Source organism: Pseudomonas fluorescens (assembly GCF_900215245.1).
Lineage (GTDB): Bacteria > Pseudomonadota > Gammaproteobacteria > Pseudomonadales > Pseudomonadaceae > Aquipseudomonas > Aquipseudomonas fluorescens.
This window is the reverse complement of the sequence record NZ_LT907842.1, coordinates 1005547-1024585: the sequence shown is the minus strand read 5'-3', so window position 1 is coordinate 1024585 and position 19039 is coordinate 1005547. Positions and strand designations below refer to the sequence as shown.

At 59.7% G+C, this 19039-nt stretch carries 20 protein-coding genes; 19 read left to right on the top strand and 1 reads right to left on the bottom strand.

Going from position 1 to position 19039, the window contains the following annotated elements; all coding sequences use genetic code 11:
• Positions 1–203: 203 nt before the first annotated feature.
• From iscR to CPH89_RS04700, 19 genes are all read left to right on the top strand, one after another.
• Complete coding sequence (gene iscR / locus CPH89_RS04790) at positions 204–695, top strand: Fe-S cluster assembly transcriptional regulator IscR (RefSeq protein WP_003194020.1); 492 nt, start codon at positions 204–206, stop codon at positions 693–695.
• A gap of 50 nt (positions 696–745) precedes the next feature.
• Entirely contained in the window at positions 746–1960 is a 1215-nt protein-coding gene (locus tag CPH89_RS04785; protein WP_053257881.1) for an IscS subfamily cysteine desulfurase, read from the top strand.
• Between the two features lie 99 nt (positions 1961–2059).
• Positions 2060–2446 (top strand): Fe-S cluster assembly scaffold IscU, encoded by a 387-nt coding sequence (iscU, locus tag CPH89_RS04780; protein WP_003175965.1) that lies wholly within the window; start codon positions 2060–2062, stop codon positions 2444–2446.
• A 28-nt stretch (positions 2447–2474) separates the two neighbouring features.
• Positions 2475–2798: an iron-sulfur cluster assembly protein IscA gene (gene iscA / locus CPH89_RS04775; protein ID WP_003209680.1), complete on the top strand. Its 324-nt coding sequence runs from the start codon at positions 2475–2477 to the stop codon at positions 2796–2798.
• Between the two features lie 8 nt (positions 2799–2806).
• Positions 2807–3328: a co-chaperone HscB gene (gene hscB / locus CPH89_RS04770; protein ID WP_053257880.1), complete on the top strand. Its 522-nt coding sequence runs from the start codon at positions 2807–2809 to the stop codon at positions 3326–3328.
• A gap of 51 nt (positions 3329–3379) precedes the next feature.
• Complete coding sequence (gene hscA / locus CPH89_RS04765; protein ID WP_053257879.1) at positions 3380–5242, top strand: Fe-S protein assembly chaperone HscA; 1863 nt, start codon at positions 3380–3382, stop codon at positions 5240–5242.
• A gap of 3 nt (positions 5243–5245) precedes the next feature.
• Positions 5246–5587: an ISC system 2Fe-2S type ferredoxin gene (fdx, locus tag CPH89_RS04760; RefSeq protein WP_053257878.1), complete on the top strand. Its 342-nt coding sequence runs from the start codon at positions 5246–5248 to the stop codon at positions 5585–5587.
• Between the two features lie 14 nt (positions 5588–5601).
• On the top strand, positions 5602–5802 hold the full coding sequence (gene iscX, locus CPH89_RS04755) for a Fe-S cluster assembly protein IscX (RefSeq protein ID WP_003238461.1): 201 nt from the start codon (positions 5602–5604) through the stop codon (positions 5800–5802).
• Positions 5803–5894: 92 nt separating this feature from the next.
• Positions 5895–6320 carry a nucleoside-diphosphate kinase gene (gene ndk, locus CPH89_RS04750; protein ID WP_003175956.1) on the top strand — a complete coding sequence of 142 codons (426 nt, stop codon included), beginning with the start codon at positions 5895–5897 and terminating at the stop codon, positions 6318–6320.
• A gap of 29 nt (positions 6321–6349) precedes the next feature.
• The gene (rlmN, locus tag CPH89_RS04745; protein WP_053257877.1) at positions 6350–7498 is read left to right on the top strand and encodes a dual-specificity RNA methyltransferase RlmN; all 1149 of its coding nucleotides are present in this window, start codon (positions 6350–6352) and stop codon (positions 7496–7498) included.
• Between the two features lie 12 nt (positions 7499–7510).
• Complete coding sequence (gene pilW, locus CPH89_RS04740; RefSeq protein WP_053257876.1) at positions 7511–8269, top strand: type IV pilus biogenesis/stability protein PilW; 759 nt, start codon at positions 7511–7513, stop codon at positions 8267–8269.
• Positions 8269–9261 (top strand): RodZ domain-containing protein, encoded by a 993-nt coding sequence (locus CPH89_RS04735; RefSeq protein WP_053257875.1) that lies wholly within the window; start codon positions 8269–8271, stop codon positions 9259–9261. Before pilW ends, CPH89_RS04735 begins: the two co-directional genes overlap by 1 nt.
• Before the next feature lie 2 nt (positions 9262–9263).
• The gene (ispG, locus tag CPH89_RS04730) at positions 9264–10373 is read left to right on the top strand and encodes a flavodoxin-dependent (E)-4-hydroxy-3-methylbut-2-enyl-diphosphate synthase (RefSeq protein ID WP_053257874.1); all 1110 of its coding nucleotides are present in this window, start codon (positions 9264–9266) and stop codon (positions 10371–10373) included.
• A gap of 21 nt (positions 10374–10394) precedes the next feature.
• The gene (gene hisS, locus CPH89_RS04725) at positions 10395–11684 is read left to right on the top strand and encodes a histidine--tRNA ligase (RefSeq protein ID WP_053257873.1); all 1290 of its coding nucleotides are present in this window, start codon (positions 10395–10397) and stop codon (positions 11682–11684) included.
• Between the two features lie 65 nt (positions 11685–11749).
• Positions 11750–12367, top strand: a complete 618-nt coding sequence (locus CPH89_RS04720; protein WP_171902606.1) for a tetratricopeptide repeat protein — start codon at positions 11750–11752, stop codon at positions 12365–12367.
• Positions 12360–13511 carry an outer membrane protein assembly factor BamB gene (gene bamB / locus CPH89_RS04715; RefSeq protein WP_053257871.1) on the top strand — a complete coding sequence of 384 codons (1152 nt, stop codon included), beginning with the start codon at positions 12360–12362 and terminating at the stop codon, positions 13509–13511. The genes CPH89_RS04720 and bamB overlap by 8 nt, the downstream gene beginning before the upstream one ends.
• Positions 13512–13646: 135 nt before the next feature.
• On the top strand, positions 13647–15116 hold the full coding sequence (der, locus tag CPH89_RS04710; protein ID WP_053257870.1) for a ribosome biogenesis GTPase Der: 1470 nt from the start codon (positions 13647–13649) through the stop codon (positions 15114–15116).
• A 134-nt stretch (positions 15117–15250) separates the two neighbouring features.
• Positions 15251–16399, top strand: coding sequence for a pyridoxal phosphate-dependent aminotransferase (locus tag CPH89_RS04705; protein WP_053257869.1), 1149 nt, complete (start codon positions 15251–15253; stop codon positions 16397–16399).
• A complete protein-coding gene (locus tag CPH89_RS04700; RefSeq protein ID WP_053257868.1) occupies positions 16387–17178 on the top strand; it encodes an amidohydrolase in 792 nt (263 codons plus the stop codon). Before CPH89_RS04705 ends, CPH89_RS04700 begins: the two co-directional genes overlap by 13 nt.
• 170 nt (positions 17179–17348) lie before the next feature.
• Here the strand turns inward: CPH89_RS04700 and leuA are convergent, their stop codons facing one another.
• Positions 17349–19028, bottom strand: a complete 1680-nt coding sequence (gene leuA / locus CPH89_RS04695; RefSeq protein ID WP_053257867.1) for a 2-isopropylmalate synthase — start codon at positions 19026–19028, stop codon at positions 17349–17351.
• Positions 19029–19039: the final 11 nt, after the last annotated feature.

The following is a 19039-nucleotide window of genomic DNA, read 5'->3' as shown; positions in this document are numbered from 1 at the left end:
AGCAGGCCCGCTCGCACATGTGGTCTTCGTTGTCTCTGGCAGTGCGGGTTGTCCGTTCGCGCTGTTCCATCCCACCCCACCCTGCTATGATTCGCGCGCCCTTTTTACGGGTAATCCCGACTAAAGCACTAGGTCTTATAGTTGACTTAAATACTCGGGAATCGCATACTTGCTCCCATTCTGAAACACCTTGGTACTTGTCCATGAGACTGACTACAAAAGGCCGATACGCGGTAACCGCCATGCTTGACCTGGCCTTGCACGCGCAAACTGGGCCGGTGTCCCTGGCCGATATCTCCGAGCGCCAAGGCATTTCCCTGTCCTACCTCGAACAGCTGTTCGCCAAATTGCGCCGTAGCAACTTGGTTTCCAGCGTACGTGGGCCGGGTGGCGGCTACCAACTGTCCCGCGACATGCAGGGCATCCAGGTAGCCCAGGTGATCGACGCGGTCAACGAATCCGTCGATGCCACCAAATGCCAGGGTTTGGGTGATTGCCACGCTGGCGACACCTGCCTGACCCACCACTTGTGGTGTGACTTGAGCCTGCAGATCCATGAGTTTTTGAGTGGTATCAGCTTGGCTGATCTTGTGACTCGCCGTGAGGTGCAAGAAGTAGCCCAGCGTCAGGACCAGCGCCGTTGCAATACCAAGGCGCCGCGTCTGGACAAGATCGAAGCGTCCGCCGTCGAGTGACAGCCGCAGAGCTAACGGCACGCCAGCCAGCCTGATTTAGGAGAAAGTCCATGAAATTGCCGATTTACCTTGATTACTCAGCGACCACCCCGGTTGATCCGCGTGTCGCGCAAAAGATGAGCGAATGCCTGCTGGTCGACGGAAACTTCGGCAACCCGGCCTCCCGTTCCCACGTATTCGGCTGGAAAGCCGAGGAAGCGGTCGAGAACGCTCGTCGCCAAGTCGCCGACCTGGTGGGTGCAGACCCGCGCGAAATCGTCTGGACCTCCGGTGCCACTGAATCCGACAACCTGGCAATCAAGGGCGCGGCGCATTTCTACGCGACCAAAGGCAAGCACCTGATCACCACCAAGATTGAGCACAAGGCTGTCCTCGACACCATGCGCCAACTGGAGCGTGAGGGTTTTGAGGTGACCTACCTCGAGCCAACCACCGACGGTATCGTCACCCCGGCCATGATCGAAGCCGCGCTGCGTGAAGACACCATCCTGGTTTCCGTGATCCACGTGAACAACGAAATCGGCACCATCAACGACATCGCAGCCATCGGCGAACTGACCCGCTCCAAGGGCATTCTGCTGCACGTCGACGCTGCTCAGTCCACCGGCAAGGTCGACATTGACCTGTCGAAGCTGAAAGTCGACCTGATGTCGTTCTCCGCCCACAAGACCTACGGCCCTAAAGGCATTGGCGCGCTGTACGTGAGCCGCAAGCCTCGCGTGCGTATCGAAGCCACCATGCACGGCGGCGGTCACGAGCGCGGCATGCGTTCGGGCACCCTGGCGACCCACCAGATCGTCGGCATGGGCGAAGCCTTCCGCGTAGCCAAGGAAGACATGGCTGCTGAAAACGTGCGCATCAAGGCGCTGAGCGATCGCTTCTACAAGCAGGTCGAGAACCTTGAAGAGCTGTACGTCAACGGCAGCATGACTGCCCGCGTACCGCACAACCTGAATTTGAGCTTCAACTACGTCGAAGGCGAGTCGCTGATCATGGCGCTCAAGGACCTGGCGGTTTCGTCCGGTTCGGCCTGCACCTCGGCTTCCCTTGAGCCTTCGTACGTATTGCGCGCCCTGGGCCGCAACGACGAACTGGCACACAGCTCGATCCGCTTTACGTTCGGCCGTTTCACCACCGAAGAGCAAGTCGACTACGCCGCGCAGAAAGTCTGCGAAGCCGTCAACAAGCTGCGCGTTCTGTCGCCGCTGTGGGACATGTACAAAGACGGTGTCGATATTTCCAAGATCGAGTGGGCGGCACACTAACTATAGAAGCCGCCACCCAAGCTCTGTAGGAACGTGGCGGAAAACGCAGACGTTTTTACAGGGTTCCAGAGCGGCCCTGATGAGTGAGGATTCAGTACCATGGCTTACAGCGAAAAGGTCATCGACCACTACGAAAACCCGCGCAACGTCGGCAAGATGAACGCGGAAGACCCTGATGTCGGCACTGGCATGGTCGGCGCTCCGGCGTGCGGCGACGTTATGCGCCTGCAGATCAAGGTCAACGACGCTGGCGTTATCGAAGACGCCAAGTTCAAGACTTACGGCTGCGGTTCCGCCATTGCCTCCAGCTCCCTCGCTACCGAGTGGATGAAAGGCAAGACCCTGGATGAGGCTGTAACCATCAGCAACACCCAGTTGGCCGAAGAACTGGCACTGCCGCCAGTGAAAATTCACTGCTCCGTACTCGCCGAAGACGCTATCAAAGCGGCCGTTCGCGACTACAAGCAGAAGAAAGGCTTGATCTAAGCATTTGGCGACGAGTAAGGAGTCAACGATGGCTATCAGCATGACAGAAGCGGCTGCGCAGCACATTCGCCGCTCCCTGAATGGGCGCGGTAAAGGTGAGGGGATTCGTCTGGGTGTTCGCACCACGGGCTGTTCCGGCCTTGCCTACGTGCTGGAGTTTGTCGACGAGGTAGTTGAAGAGGACCAGGTGTTCGAAAGTCACGGCGAGAAAGTGATCATCGACCCTAAAAGCCTGACCTACCTGGACGGCACCGAACTCGATTTCGTCAAGGAAGGGTTGAACGAGGGCTTCAAGTTCAACAACCCCAACGTACGCGGTGAATGTGGCTGCGGCGAAAGCTTCAACATCTGAGGCTATTTGTGGGTACTCCTTGTCATTTCGCTTTATTCGAGCTGCAGCCGAGCTTTCGGCTGGACCTCGAGCAGCTTGCCACGCGCTACCGAGAATTGGCGCGTGGGGTGCATCCGGACCGCTTCGCTGACGCTTCCGAGCGTGAGCAACGCCTGGCGCTGGAGAAATCCGCCAGCCTCAACGAAGCCTATCAGACGCTTAAAAGCCCCCCGAAGCGCGCGCGTTACCTGCTCGCGATGAACGGTGGCGAGTTGCCGATTGAAGTCACGGTGCACGACCCGGACTTCCTGATGCAGCAGATGCAATGGCGCGAAGAGCTCGAAGACTTGCAGGACGAGGCCGATGTGGCCGGTGTCGCGGTCTTCAAGCGTCGTCTGAAAGTGGCCCAGGATGAACTCAACGAAAGCTTCGCAGCCTGTTGGAATGATGCCGCGCAACGTGAGCAGGCCGAACGCCTGATGCGGCGCATGCAGTTCCTCGACAAGCTCACCTACGAAGTGCGCCAGCTAGAAGAGCGCCTCGACGATTAACCCAGTGCTGCCCGTGTTGCACGCCTGATAGACAGATAAGACCTGATTACCATGGCTCTACTGCAGATCGCCGAACCCGGCCAAAGCCCTCAACCGCACCAGCGTCGTCTGGCGGTCGGGATTGACCTGGGCACCACCAATTCCCTGGTCGCCGCCTTGCGCAGCGGCCTGTCCGAGCCGCTGCCCGACGTTGATGGCCAGGTTATTCTGCCGTCCGCCGTGCGCTATCACGCTGATCGCACCGAAGTCGGTGAGTCGGCGAAGCTGGCGGCGTCTTCCGATCCTTTGAACACCGTGCTGTCGGTCAAGCGCTTGATGGGTCGTGGTCTGTCCGACGTCAAGCAATTGGGCGACCAGCTGCCGTACCGCTTTGTCGGCGGCGAATCCCATATGCCGTTCATCGACACTGTCCAGGGGCCGAAAAGCCCGGTGGAAGTCTCGGCTGATATCCTCAAGGTGCTGCGCCAGCGTGCAGAAACCACCTTGGGCGGTGAATTGGTCGGCGCGGTGATCACCGTTCCTGCGTATTTCGACGACGCCCAGCGCCAAGCCACCAAGGACGCGGCGAAACTCGCCGGTCTGAACGTGCTGCGTTTGCTCAACGAGCCGACGGCGGCCGCTGTGGCCTACGGCCTGGATCAGCACGCCGAAGGCCTGGTCGCGATCTACGACTTGGGCGGCGGCACCTTTGATATTTCGATCCTGCGCCTGACCGGCGGTGTGTTCGAAGTGCTGGCCACCGGCGGCGATACCGCCCTGGGCGGCGATGACTTCGATCACGCGATTGCCGGCTGGATCATCACCAGTGCCGGCTTGTCCGCCGACCTGGACCCGGGCGCGCAGCGTAATTTGCTGCAAACTGCCTGTGCGGCCAAAGAAGCACTGACGGACGCCAACTCTGTAGAGGTTTGCTACGGCTCATGGTCGGCTCAACTGACCCGTGAAGCCTTCGATGCGCTGATCGAGCCGATGGTCGCTCGCAGCCTCAGGGCTTGCCGCCGTGCCGTACGTGACTCCGGTGTTGAGCTGGAAGATGTGGCGGCCGTGGTCATGGTTGGCGGTTCGACCCGTGTGCCGCGCGTGCGCGAAGCCGTCGCCGAAGCCTTTGGTCGCCAGCCGCTGACTGAAATCGACCCGGATCAAGTGGTCGCCATCGGTGCGGCGATCCAGGCCGACACCCTGGCCGGCAACAAGCGCGACGGTGGCGAATTGCTGCTGCTCGACGTGATCCCGCTGTCCCTGGGGCTGGAAACCATGGGCGGCCTGATGGAGAAGGTGATTCCACGCAACACCACCATCCCCGTCGCCCGTGCCCAGGACTTCACCACCTACAAAGACGGCCAGACGGCCATGATGATTCACGTGCTGCAAGGCGAGCGCGAGCTGATCAGCGACTGTCGCTCCCTGGCGCGCTTTGAACTGCGCGGCATCCCGGCGATGGTGGCCGGTGCAGCGAAGATTCGCGTCACCTATCAGGTCGACGCCGATGGCCTGCTCAGCGTGGCTGCGCGTGAGCTGGCCTCGGGCGTTGAAGCCAGCATCCAGGTCAAACCGTCCTACGGTCTGACCGACGGCGAAATCGCCAAGATGCTCAAGGACTCGTTCCAATACGCTGGTGACGACAAGGTCGCCCGCGTACTGCGTGAACAGCAAGTTGATGCCCAGCGCCTGCTTGAAGCGGTGCAGGGTGCCCTTGATGCTGACGGCGAGCGCCTGCTGGATGCCGAAGAGCGCATGGTCATCGACCTGCAGATGCAGGAGTTGACCGAATTGATGAAAGGCAACGATGGTTATGCCATCGAGCAACAGACCAAGCGTTTGTCGCAAGTGACCGATGCTTTTGCCGCCCGTCGTATGGACCAGTCGGTAAAAGCCGCCCTGGCGGGACGCAATCTGAATGAAATCGAGGAATAATTAATGCCGCAGGTCATTTTTCTGCCACACGCCGAGCATTGCCCGGAAGGTATGGTTGTGGAGGCTGAGACCGGCAAGTCCATCCTCGAAGTTGCCCATGACAACCACATCGAGATCGAGAGTGCCTGCGGCGGTGTCTGCGCCTGCACCACCTGCCACTGCGTGATTCGCGAGGGTTTCAACTCTCTGGAAGAAGCGGATGAGCTGGAGGAGGACTTTCTGGATCGCGCCTGGGGCCTGGAGGCGACTTCTCGCCTAAGCTGTCAGGCAAAGGTCGGGACCGAAGACATCACCGTCGAAATTCCGAAATATTCGCTCAACCATGCGGCCGAAGCGCCGCATTGATTCAAGGAAATGTCATGAGCCTGAAATGGGTTGATGTACAAGAAATCGCTATACAACTTGCTGAAGCCCACCCGGAGGTCAATCCTCTGACGGTCAACTTCGTCAAGCTGCGCAATCTGGTGATGGAGCTGCCGGACTTCGACGACATCCCCGACCGGGGTGGCGAAAAGGTTCTGGAGGCGATTCAAGGCCTGTGGATCGAAGAAGCAGACTGAGCCGCCTTTTTACGCAGTTAGGCAATACCCAATAACCCGCGTATAATTCGCGGGTTTAATTTTTCGTAAATTACCGTTTCTGGAGTTACACCATGGCTGTTCAACGTACTTTCTCCATCATCAAGCCTGACGCTGTTGCAAAAAACGTCATCGGCGAGATCACCACTCGTTTCGAAAAAGCCGGCCTGAAGGTTGTAGCTTCGAAACTCAAGCAACTGTCCAAAGCTGAAGCTGAAGGCTTCTACGCTGAGCACAGCGCTCGTGGTTTCTTCGGCGACCTGGTTGCGTTCATGATCTCCGGTCCTGTTGTTGTTCAGGTTCTGGAAGGCGAAAACGCTATCGCTCTGAACCGTGAGCTGATGGGCGCTACCAACCCTAAAGAAGCAGCTGCCGGCACTATCCGTGCTGACTTCGCTGAATCCATCGACGCCAACGCTGTTCACGGTTCGGACTCCGAAGCCGCCGCTGCTCGCGAAATCTCGTACTTTTTCGCTGCTACTGAAGTAACCGCTCGCTAAGCATCGGCTTAAAGAGTGAGGGTGAATCCATGACGACATCGACTGTTAAAACCAACCTGCTGGGTCTGACTCAACAGGAAATGGAAAAATTCTTCGACTCAATCGGGGAGAAGCGTTTCCGTGCCGGTCAGGTAATGAAGTGGATTCACCACTTTGGCGTCGACGATTTCGACGCCATGACGAACGTCAGCAAGGCCCTGCGCGACAAGCTCAAGGCCATTGCTGAGGTCCGTGGTCCCGAAGTTGTCAGCGAGGACATCTCCAGCGACGGCACCCGTAAGTGGGTGGTGCGCGTGGCGTCCGGCAGCTGCGTCGAGACCGTGTACATTCCCCAGGGCAAGCGCGGTACTTTGTGCGTTTCGTCCCAGGCAGGCTGTGCCCTGGACTGCAGTTTCTGCTCCACCGGCAAGCAAGGCTTCAATAGCAACCTCACTGCCGCCGAAGTCATCGGCCAAGTGTGGATTGCCAACAAATCCTTTGGCAGCGTCCCGGCGACCGTCGACCGTGCCATCACCAACGTGGTGATGATGGGCATGGGTGAGCCGCTGCTGAACTTCGATAACGTCGTTGCCGCCATGCATTTGATGATGGACGACCTGGGTTACGGCATCTCCAAGCGCCGTGTAACCCTGTCGACCTCCGGCGTGGTGCCGATGATCGATGAGCTGGCCAAGCACATCGACGTCTCCCTGGCGTTGTCGTTGCACGCACCGAATGACGCATTGCGTAACCAATTGGTGCCGATCAACAAGAAGTATCCGCTTAAGATGCTGCTCGAATCTTGCCAGCGTTACATGGCGACCTTGGGCGAAAAGCGTGTGTTGACCATTGAGTACACCATGCTCAAGGACATCAACGACAAGGTCGAGCACGCGGTCGAGATGATCGAGCTGCTCAAGAACACCCCGTGCAAGATCAACCTGATTCCGTTTAACCCGTTTCCACATTCTGGTTACGAGCGGCCGAGCAACAACGCCATCCGCCGTTTCCAGGATCAACTGCACCAGGCCGGCTACAACGTCACCGTCCGCACCACGCGTGGTGAAGACATTGACGCCGCCTGTGGCCAATTGGTCGGGCAGGTGCTGGATCGCACCCGTCGCAGCGAACGTTATATCGCCGTGCGCGAACTTAACGCCGCCGAAGATTTGCCGCAAATCGCTGTGAATCGAATCTGAGAGAGGATCTCTATGCCCTTGCGCCTTGCGCTGCTTTTACTTTTTACCGGCCTCGTGGCCGGTTGTGTTTCATCGGGCCATGACAGCCCTTTGCAAACCGATAAAGGCCGTGATGAAGCGCGAGTTGCCTATGTGCAATTGGGCTTGGGGTATCTGCGCCAAGGCATGAGCGAGCAGGCCAAGGTGCCGTTGAAAAAGGCTTTGGCGCTGGACAGCGCCGATGCCGACGCGAATGCCGCACTGGCCTTGGTATTCCAGGCTCAGGCCGAGCCCGAACTGGCCGATCAGTATTTCCACAAGGCCTTGGCCGCGCGTCCTGCCGACCCTCGGCTGCTGAACAATTACGGCAGCTTTCTGTTCGAGCAGCAACGTTATGACCAGGCCGCCCGTTATTTCCAACAAGCCAGCGCCGATACTCTCTATCCTGAGCGCTCGCGCGTCTTCGAGAACCTTGGGGTGACCTCGGTGCGTCTTGGCCAGCGCGATAGCGCCCGGCGGCAGCTGGAAAAAGCCCTGCACCTGAACGGTCGTCAGCCACGCGCGTTGCTCGAAATGGCTGAGTTGTCTTACGAAGACAGGCATTATGTGCCGGCACGTGACTATTACGAGCGTTTTAGCCTGCTCAGCGGGCAAAATGCACGTAGTCTATTGCTCGGTGTGCGCCTGGCGACGGTTCATGAAGAACGCGACACGGCCGCACGTTTTGGCCAGCAACTCGAACGACTCTATCCCGGTACGCCGGAATATCAGCAATACCTGTCGGAGCAATGATGAAAGCGGCGCACCCGGAAGTTGTAGCAGCTAATCGCGTAAACCCAGGCGAAACCTTGCGTCAGGCCCGCGAAAGCAATGGTTGGTCGCTGGCAGAAGTGGCCCTCAAGCTCAATTTGACCGCCACGTCCCTGGGCAACCTGGAAGCCGGCGCGTTCGACAAGCTGCCTGGGCATACCTTTGCCCGCGGCTATATCCGCGCCTATGCCAAGTTGCTGGGCATTGACCAAACCGTACTGGTTCAAGCGTTCGATCAATTCACCGGCACCGACTCTCAGGGCAGCAATGTGCATGGCCTCGGTCGCATCGAAGAGCCGGTGCGGGTTTCCCACACGATTTTGCGTATTGTCAGCCTCTTGCTGTTGATCGCGGTGATCGGCGGCGGCTTCGTCTGGTGGCAGGACCAAGCCTCCCAGCGCACCAAGGACCTGACCAGCAACGCCCTGGAGCACGTCGAAGTCGAAAGCGCCGACGGCACCACCCAGATTCATCCGCTGGATGAGCCGGAAGACCAGGCTGTTGCTCAAGGGCAGGCCGCGCCAGAAGCGCCGGCCACCGCCGAGCAACCTGCACCGGAAGCCACCACGGCACCTGCTGCGACTGCCGTCGTGCCCGCTCCGACGGTGCCTGCCACTGCGGCGGCCCCGGTGGCCCAGGCACATGCGCCAGCCGCGCCGGCACAGGCTCCAGCAGCCGTTGCACCGGCAGCGCCGGCAGTCTCGCCACCTACCACGCCGGTCTTGGCGGCCGGCGATGGGCATATCCAGATTACCTTCATCGCTGACTGCTGGACGCAAGTCACCGATGGCAATGGCAAAGTGCTGTTTAGCGGTTTGAAGCGTAAGGGAGATACGCTTGACCAAGGCGGCAAGCCTCCGTTGACGCTGCGTCTGGGTTATGCCCGTGGCGCGCAAGTGGCCTACAACGGCCAGCCTGTGGACGTGGCGCCGTTCACCAGTGGCGAGACCGCTCGCCTCAAGTTGGGACAATAGTCATGCACGGCGAATCTCCAATCAAACGTCGCGTATCGCGCAAGATCTGGGTCGGCTCGGTGCCGGTGGGTGGCGATGCCCCTATCGCGGTGCAGAGCATGACCAACAGCGACACCAATGATGTCGCCGCCACCGTCGCCCAGATCAACCGTCTGGAAGCGGCCGGTGTCGACATCGTGCGGGTTTCCGTACCGGACATGGACGCTGCCGAAGCATTTGGTCGCATCAAGCAACTGGTCAAGGTGCCGCTGGTTGCCGACATTCACTTCGACTACAAGATCGCATTGCGCGTGGCCGAACTGGGCGTCGACTGCCTGCGCATCAACCCGGGCAACATCGGTCGCGAAGACCGTGTGCGCGCGGTGGTGGATGCGGCGCGTGACCGCGGGATTCCGATCCGTATCGGCGTCAACGCCGGTTCCCTGGAAAAAGACCTGCAAAAAAAATACGGCGAGCCGACCCCGGCGGCGCTGGTTGAATCGGCGCTGCGCCACGTTGAACACCTTGAACGCCTGAATTTCCAGGACTTCAAGGTCAGCGTAAAGGCCTCCGACGTGTTCATGGCGGTAGAAGCCTACCGCCTGCTGGCCAAGGAAATCGTGCAGCCGCTGCACCTGGGTATCACTGAAGCGGGTGGTTTGCGCTCAGGCACAGTGAAATCTGCGGTGGGTCTCGGTATGCTGCTCGCCGAAGGGATTGGCGATACTATCCGCATCTCCCTGGCGGCAGACCCCGTAGAGGAAGTGAAAGTCGGCTACGACATTCTCAAATCCCTGCGTTTGCGTTCCCGTGGCATCAACTTCATTGCCTGCCCGAGTTGCTCGCGGCAGAACTTCGACGTGGTGAAAACCATGAACGACCTGGAGATGCGCCTCGAAGACCTGCTGGTTCCGCTCGATGTTGCGGTGATCGGGTGTGTGGTCAACGGCCCGGGTGAAGCCAAAGAGGCGCATGTAGGCCTGACCGGCGGCACCCCGAACCTGATTTACATCGACGGCAAGCCGTCACAGAAGTTAACGAATGACAATCTGGTGGATGAGCTGGAAAAGCTGATCCGCCAGAAAGCGGCCGAGAAGGTCGCGGCTGACGCAGCGCTGATCGCGCGCGGCTAAGAACGAATTTAAGGATTAGATGTGAGCAAGTCTCTGCAAGCCATTCGTGGCATGAACGACATCCTGCCGGAGCAGACGCCACTGTGGCGCTACTTCGAGAACACGGTCGCGCGCCTGCTGGATAACTACGGTTACAAGCAGATCCGCATGCCGATCGTCGAATTCACCGAGCTGTTCAAGCGCTCCATCGGTGAAGTGACCGACATCGTCGAAAAAGAGATGTACACCTTTGAAGACCGTAACGGCGACTCCCTGACCTTGCGTCCGGAAGGTACCGCCGCTTGCGTGCGTGCCGTGCTCGAGCATGGCCTCACCGGTGGTGGCCAGCCGCAGAAGTTGTGGTACATCGGCCCGATGTTCCGCCACGAGCGCCCGCAGAAAGGCCGTTATCGCCAGTTCCACCAGATCGGCCTCGAGGTGTTCAACCTCGATGGTCCGGACATCGACGCCGAGCTGATCGTGCTGACCTGGCGCCTGTGGGGCCTGCTCGGCATCCGCGACGCGGTCAAGCTTGAACTCAACAGCCTGGGCACCAGCGAATCCCGGGGTCGCTATCGCGTCGCCCTGGTCGAGTACCTGTCTGCTCACTTGGACAAATTGGATGAAGACAGCCAGCGCCGTCTGAAAACCAACCCGTTGCGCGTCCTTGATACCAAGAACGCCGAGACCCAGGCCGTACTGGTCGACGCGCCGAAAATGGCCGACTACCTGGACGACGAATCCCGCGTGCACTTCGAGGGCCTCAAGGCTCGCCTGGATGCAGCCGGTATTCCCTACGTGATCAACCCTAAACTGGTTCGTGGCCTCGATTACTACAGCAAGACCGTATTCGAGTGGGTCACCGACAAGCTTGGCGCCCAAGGCACCGTATGTGCCGGTGGTCGCTACGACGGCCTGGTCGAGCAAATGGGCGGCAAGCCGACCACCGGCGTGGGTTTTGCGATGGGTATCGAGCGGCTGATCCTGCTGCTGGAAACCCTGGAGCAGGTCCCGGAAGAAATCTCCCGTCAGGTGGACGTGTACCTCTGCGCCTTTGGCGAGGCCGCCGAACTGGCAGCCCTGGCCCTGAGCGAAAAAGTGCGTGACCAGTTGCCGAACCTGCGCCTGCAGATCAATGCCGGCGCCGGCAGCTTCAAGAGCCAGTTCAAGAAGGCCGACAAGAGCGGTGCGCTGTATGCACTGATCCTGGGCGATGACGAACTGGCCCAGCAAGTGATAGGTTTCAAACCCCTGCGTGGTCAGGGCGAGCAACAGAACATTGCCTTTGATGCGCTCGCCGCGCACTTGGCCACCTGCGTCGTGCAGGGTTGAAGCTGTCGAACAGCCGAATTTAGCGATTAAGGAGTATTGGGGTGTCGAGTACTGATGATGAGCAGATGGCCGAGTTCAAGGACTGGTGGCAGCGTAACGGCAAGCCTCTGGTTACTGGCGGCCTGCTGGCTTTAGTGGTGGTGTTCGGCTGGCAAGCCTGGCACAAGTATCAGGCCAACCAGTCCCAAGGCGCCTCGGTCCTCTATCAGCAATTGCTGGAAACCACCCTGACGCCGAACGGCAAGCCCGATCCTGCCCAAGTGGCGGACCTGGCCGGCAAGCTGAAAAGCGAGTTCGGCGGTAGCACTTACGCCCAGTACGGCAGCCTGTTCGTCGCGAAAGTCGCGGTCGACACCGGCAAGCTGGACGACGCAGCCACTGAGCTGAAGGCCATCGCCGACAAGCCGACGAACCCGACCCTGGGTGAAATCGCACGTCAGCGCCTGGCTCAGGTATTGGCGGCACAGAACAAGGCTGACGAAGCACTCAAACTGCTCGACGGCGATGCTGACAAGGCATTCGTGGCCACTCGCGAAGAGCTCAAGGGCGACCTTTTGGTCCAATTGGGTCGTACCGACGAAGCCCATGCTGCGTACCAAAAAGCCAAAGCGGCGCTGTCTGATGAAGCGGCGGTCGGTGGCTTACAAATCAAGCTGGACGACTTGGCCAAAGGGGATGCGTGACGTGATCCGTTGGAAACATGCAGCATTGCTGGCTCTGGCCGTTCTGGCCGCGGGTTGCAGCAGCAACAGTAAAAAAGAACTGCCTCCTGCCGAGCTGACCAGCTTCAAGGAAGAAGTGGTCCTGCAAAAGCAGTGGAGCCGCTCCGTGGGTGATGGTCAGGGCGACCTGTACAACCTGTTGCAGCCGGCAATCGACGGCGACAACATTGTGGCCACTGACTCCACCGGCGTGATCATTGCCATGGATCGCATGAATGGCGACGTCAAGTGGAAGAAAGACCTCGAGCTGCCGGTTTCCGGTGGTGTGGGCGTCGGCTACGGCATGGTGCTGGTGGGTACGCTCAAGGGCGACGTGGTTGCTCTGGACTCCGCATCGGGTGAAGAGAAATGGCGCGCTCGCGTGACCAGTGAAGTGCTCTCCGCGCCTGCCACCAACGGCGATATCGTCGTGGTGCAAACCCAGGACGACCGTGTGATTGGCCTGGATGCCGCCACCGGCAACCAGCGCTGGTTGTACGACAGCACCCCAGCGGTGTTGACCCTGCGCGGCACCAGTGGTCCGATTGTGACCAACAACCTGGCCATTGCAGGCCTGTCGACCGGTAAAGTGGTCGCCCTGGATACCCAGAACGGCGTGCCGGCCTGGGAAACCCGTGTGGCAATCCCTCAGGGTCGTTCCGAGCTGGATCGCGTGGTGGACATCGACGGCGGCTTGCTGCTGTCGGGCGAAACCATCTACGTCGCCACCTACCAGGGCCGCGTTGCGGCGCTGGACCTGCAAAGCGGCCGCATCAACTGGCAGCGTGATGCTTCCAGCTATGCGGGTGTCGCCCAAGGGTTTGGCAGCGTCTACGTAAGCCTGGCGTCCGGCACCGTTGAAAGTGTCGACGAGCGTTCCACCACTGCATTGTGGAGCAACGACTCCCTGGCCCGCCGTCAACTGTCGGCACCGGAAGTGTTCTCCAGCTACGTAGCAGTAGGTGACTTCGAAGGTTACCTGCATCTGCTGAGCCAGGTGGACGGTCGTTTTGTCGGCCGCGAACGTATCGACAGCGACGGCCTGCGTGCCCGTCCGCTGGTTGTGGGTAACATGCTTTACGTGTTTGGCAACAGCGGCAAGCTGGAAGCCCTGACCATCAAGTAAAGAACCATGCTTGGGGTAAAACCCAGGCGGCCCCGCTTCGGCGGGGCATGCGGCATTTGAATATGCTGCCCCGAGCACCAGCCGCTGCCTTGCAGCGGCTTTTGTATTTTCTGAAATAACGAAGTGGAGAGCCGCATGGTTCCCGTAATCGCCCTGGTGGGCCGACCTAACGTCGGCAAGTCCACCTTGTTCAACCGCCTGACCAGGACTCGCGACGCCATTGTCGGCGACTTGTCCGGTCTGACCCGTGATCGCCAATACGGTGAGGCAAAGTGGCAAGGGCGCTCCTACATTATTGTCGACACCGGTGGTATCTCCGGTGACGAGCATGGCATGGACGAAAAGATGGCCGAGCAGTCGCTGCTGGCCATTGAAGAAGCCGATGTCGTGTTGTTCCTGGTGGACGCCCGTGCGGGCTACACCGCTGCCGACCAGATGATTGGCGAGCACCTGCGCAAGCGTAACAAGCGGTCCTATTTGGTCGCCAACAAGATCGATAACATCGATCCTGAGGCTGCCCGTGCCGAGTTCAGCCCGATGGGCCTGGGCGACGCGATTCCGGTCGCCGGTGCGCACGGTCGCGGCATCACCCAGATGCTGGAAATCGCCTTGCGCGACTTCCCCAAGGATGACGACGAAGAAGAAGAGGGCGAAGCAGAGATCGTCGCCGAAGGTGAGGAAGCCAAGCGCATTCCTGGCCCGAGCGAAAAAGACGGTATCAAGATCGCCATCATTGGTCGCCCGAACGTCGGCAAGTCGACGCTGGTTAACCGCATGCTCGGTGAAGACCGGGTCATCGTGTATGACCAACCCGGCACCACCCGTGACAGTATCTACATCCCGTTCGAGCGTAACGACGAGAAGTACACGCTGATCGACACCGCCGGTGTGCGCAAGCGCGGCAAGATCCACGAGGAAGTTGAAAAGTTCTCGGTGGTCAAAACCTTGCAGGCGATCAAAGACGCCAACGTGGTGATCTTCGTGATGGACGCCCGCGAAGGCGTGGTGGACCACGACCTCAACTTGCTGGGCTTTGCCCTGGAAGCCGGTCGCGCCCTGGTGATCGCAATCAACAAGTGGGACGGCATGACGCCGAGCGAGCGCGATTTCGTCAAGATCGAGCTGCAGCGTCGCCTGTTCTTCGTTGAGTTCGCCGATATCCACTTTATCTCGGCACTGCACGGCACCGGCGTGGGCAACCTCTACGCTTCCGTACAGAACTCGTTCAAGTCCGCGGTTACCCGCTGGCCGACCAACCGTCTGACCCAGATCCTGGAAGACGCCGTCGGCGAGCACGCACCGCCGATGGTCAACAACCGCCGCATCAAACTGCGTTACGCCCACTTGGGTGGTGCCAACCCGCCGATTATCGTGATTCACGGTAACCAGATCGAGAAGGTGCCAAAGTCCTATGTGCGTTACCTGGAAAACACCTACCGCCGTGTCTTGAAACTGGTCGGTACGCCGATCCGTATCGAGTTCAAGGGTGGCGAGAACCCATACGAAGGCAACAAGAACACCTTGACTGACCGTCAGGTGAACAAGAAGCGTCGTTTGATGACTCACCACAAAAAGGCTGACAAGAAGCGCCGCGACAAGAAATAACCGCCGCTTCACGTTGTAGGCTGCACGCTGCAAGAGAGGGCTCCTATGGAGCCCTTTTTTGTGCCTGGCGGTTTGTGCCTTGACCCCACGCGGCCGGCAGCTTAAAACTTGGGGCTCACCTGCAGGGGCCTCCGATGATCACCAGCAAGCTGCCGAATGTCGGCACGACCATTTTCACCACCATGTCGCAACTCGCTGCCGAAACCGGCGCGCTCAACCTGTCCCAGGGCTTTCCTGATTTCAATGGCCCGAAGGCGTTGCTTGATGCGGTGGGCAAACACGTTGCCAGTGGGCATAACCAATATTCACCGATGACCGGCTTGCCGGCCCTGCGTCAGCAAGTGGCGGCCAAGATCGCCCGCAGCTATGGCGCCGCGGTCAACCCCGACAGTGAAGTGACCATCACGCCAGGCGCCACGGCAGCAATTTTCTGCGCAATTCAGGCGGTGATTCGCAGCGGCGATGAGGTCATTGTGTTCGACCCCAGCTATGACAGCTATGAGCCCTCGGTTGAGTTGGCCGGTGGTCGCTGCGTGCACGTGCAACTGAGCCTGCAAGGCTTCGCCCTGGACTTTGAGAAGCTCAAGGCTGCGCTCTCGCCGCGTACGCGCATGATCATCCTTAATTCCCCGCACAACCCCACCGGTGCGCTGATCAGCCGCGCCGAACTGGATCAATTGGCTGAACTGATCCGCGACCGTGATATCTACCTGGTCAGCGATGAAGTCTATGAACATCTGGTGTTCGACGGCCTGCACCATGTCAGCGTGCTGGCCCACCCAGAGCTTTATCAGCGGGCGTTTGTGGTCAGTTCCTTCGGCAAGACTTACCACGTCACCGGCTGGAAAACCGGTTATGTGGTTGCGCCTCCAGCGCTTACCGCTGAACTGCGCAAGGTGCATCAATATGTCAACTTCTGCGGCGTGACGCCTTTGCAGTACGCTTTGGCTGACTTCATGGCCGAACACCCGGAACACGTCGAAGAGCTGCCGGCTTTTTACCAGGCCAAGCGTGATCTGTTCTGCGACTTGCTGGCGCCGTCGCGTTTCAGCTTTACCCGGGTTACCGGCACCTACTTCCAACTGGTGGATTACGCACAGATTCGCCCGGACCTGGATGACGTTGCCATGTCACTGTGGATGACCCGCGAGCACGGCGTGGCGACGATTCCGGTGTCGGTGTTTTATCAGCACCCACCCGAAGGCCAGCGCCTGGTGCGCCTGTGTTTCGCCAAACGCGAGGAGACGCTGCAGCACGCGGCGGAAAAACTATGCGTGATCTGAGTGCATTACCCGACCTGAATATCGCCTTGGTCCAGACCAGTCTGGTATGGCATGACCGTCAGGCCAACCTTGAACATTTTGAGTTGCTACTGGAACAGGCCAAGGGCGCCGATCTGATTGTGTTGCCGGAGATGTTTACCACCGGTTTCTCAATGGAGTCGCAGACCCTTGCAGAACGGGAAAACGGCCCGACCCAGCACTGGCTCCAGGCGCAGGCGGCGAAATATAAGGCGGTGATCACGGGTAGCGTGATCATCCAGGCCGCCGACGGCAGCCACCGCAACCGCCTGTTATGGGCGCGGCCGGATGGCGAGGTGCTGCATTACGACAAGCGCCACCTGTTCCGCATGGCGGGCGAACACGACCATTACACGCCGGGCGAACGTCAGGTGCTGTTTGAGTTGAAGGGCTGGCGTATTCGTCCGCTGATTTGCTACGACCTGCGTTTCCCGGTGTGGAGTCGAGATGCGCAGGACACGGATTTGCTGCTGTATACCGCCAACTGGCCGGGCGCGCGGCGCCAGCATTGGAATCGGCTGTTACCGGCGCGAGCCATCGAGAACCTGTGCTACGTAGCGGCCGTGAATCGGGTGGGTACCGATGGCAAAGGTTTTGCCTACACCGGGGACAGTCAGGTCCTGGATTTCCAGGGTGAGACGCTGCTGAGCGCAGGGGAGGCGGACGGGGTGTTTCAGGTGTGCCTGAATGCTGCGGAGTTGGCGGCGTATCGCACCAAGTTTCCGGCGAATCTCGACGCTGATATTTTTGAGTTTGTCTGACAGACCGCTTTCGCGAGCAAGCCCGCTCCCACATTTTGATTTGTGAACACAGTCAAATGTGGGAGCCGGGCTTGCCCGCGATGAGGCCCTCACAGCCAGCGCATTTTCAAGGTTCAACAAAAAGGCCCCTGAGTTCTCACTCAGGGGCCTTTGCAGTTCAGCGGTAAGGCTTACGCCGCTTTCGCTTCCAACTGGCTCAACGAACGGTTCAGGGCGCTGAACACCGCTTTAAAGCTGGCTGTAGTGATGTTTTCATCAATCCCCACGCCGTGCACCGGGCGCTCGCCATTCACACGCAGTTCGATGTAGGCCGCGGCTTTGGCATTGGTGCCGGCGCCGATGGCGTGCTCGTTGTAGTCCATGATCTCGACCTTGATCGGCAGCGCGGCAACCAGCGCTTCGAGGGTGCCGTAGCCCTTGCCGTGCCAGCGCAGGTTGGTTTCGCCCTGGCCTTTGCCCGAGACTTCCACTTCCACCGTGCTGTTGCCGTTCTCTTCCTGCAGGCGATGGCTGACCAGCGCATACGGCGTGTTGGCTTGCAGGTATTCACGCTGCAACAAGGCGTAAATCTGTGGTGCGGTCATTTCCAGGCCGACGCGATCGGTCTCAGCCTGTACCACTTGGCTGAATTCGATCTGCATGCGGCGCGGCAAGCTGATGTCGTATTCCTGCTCCAGCAGGTAGGCGATGCCGCCTTTGCCGGACTGGCTGTTCACACGAATCACTGCTTCGTAGCTGCGACCGATATCGGCCGGGTCGATCGGCAAGTACGGTACTTCCCACAGTGCGTCGGCTTTCTGTTGGGTGAAACCCTTGCGGATCGCGTCCTGGTGGGAGCCGGAGAACGCGGTGTGTACCAGATCGCCCACGTACGGGTGGCGCGGGTGTACCTGGATCTGGTTGCACTCCTCGACGACTTTGCGCACGCCGTCGATGTCGGAGAAGTCCAGTTGCGGGTCGAGGCCCTGGGTGTACATGTTCAAGGCCACGGTGACCAGGTCGACGTTGCCGGTACGCTCGCCGTTGCCAAACAGGCAGCCTTCGACACGGTCGGCGCCGGCCATCAGGCCCAGCTCGGTGGCGGCCACGCCGGTGCCACGGTCGTTGTGGGTGTGCAGGCTGATGATCACGCTGTCACGGCGGTTGATATGGCGGCCGAACCACTCGATCTGGTCGGCATAGATGTTCGGCGTGGCGCATTCAACCGTGGCTGGCAGGTTGAGGATCATCTTGTGCTCTGGCGTCGGGTTCCATACCTCGATCACCGCGTCACACACTTCCTTGGCGAACTCCAGCTCGGTGGCGCTGAAGGTTTCCGGGGAGTATTCGAAGGTCCACTGGGTTTCCGGCTGCTGTGCGGCATATTTGACGAACAGCTTGGCCGCGTTGACCGCGATGGCCTTGATGCCGTCCTTGTCCTGGTTGAACACGATGCGGCGGAACGACGGCGAGGTCGCGTTGTACAAGTGCACGATGGCTTTCTTCGCGCCACGCAGCGATTCGAAGGTGCGTGCGATCAAGTCTTCACGGCCCTGGGTCAGCACCTGGATAGTGGTGTCCTCGGGGATGTGGTTGTCTTCGATCAGGGTGCGCACGAAGTCGAAGTCGGTTTGCGAAGCGGCCGGGAACGAGGCCTCGATTTCCTTCACGCCAACGGCGACCAGCGTCTTCCAGAAGCGCAGCTTTTTCACCGCGTCCATCGGCTCGATCAGCGACTGGTTGCCATCACGCAGGTCGGAACTGCACCAGATCGGCGCTTCGGTGATGGTTTTCGACGGCCAGGTGCGGTCGGGGATATCGATGGTCGGGAACGCACGGTACTTCGAAGACGGGTCTTTGAGCATGCTCATCGGAAAATCCT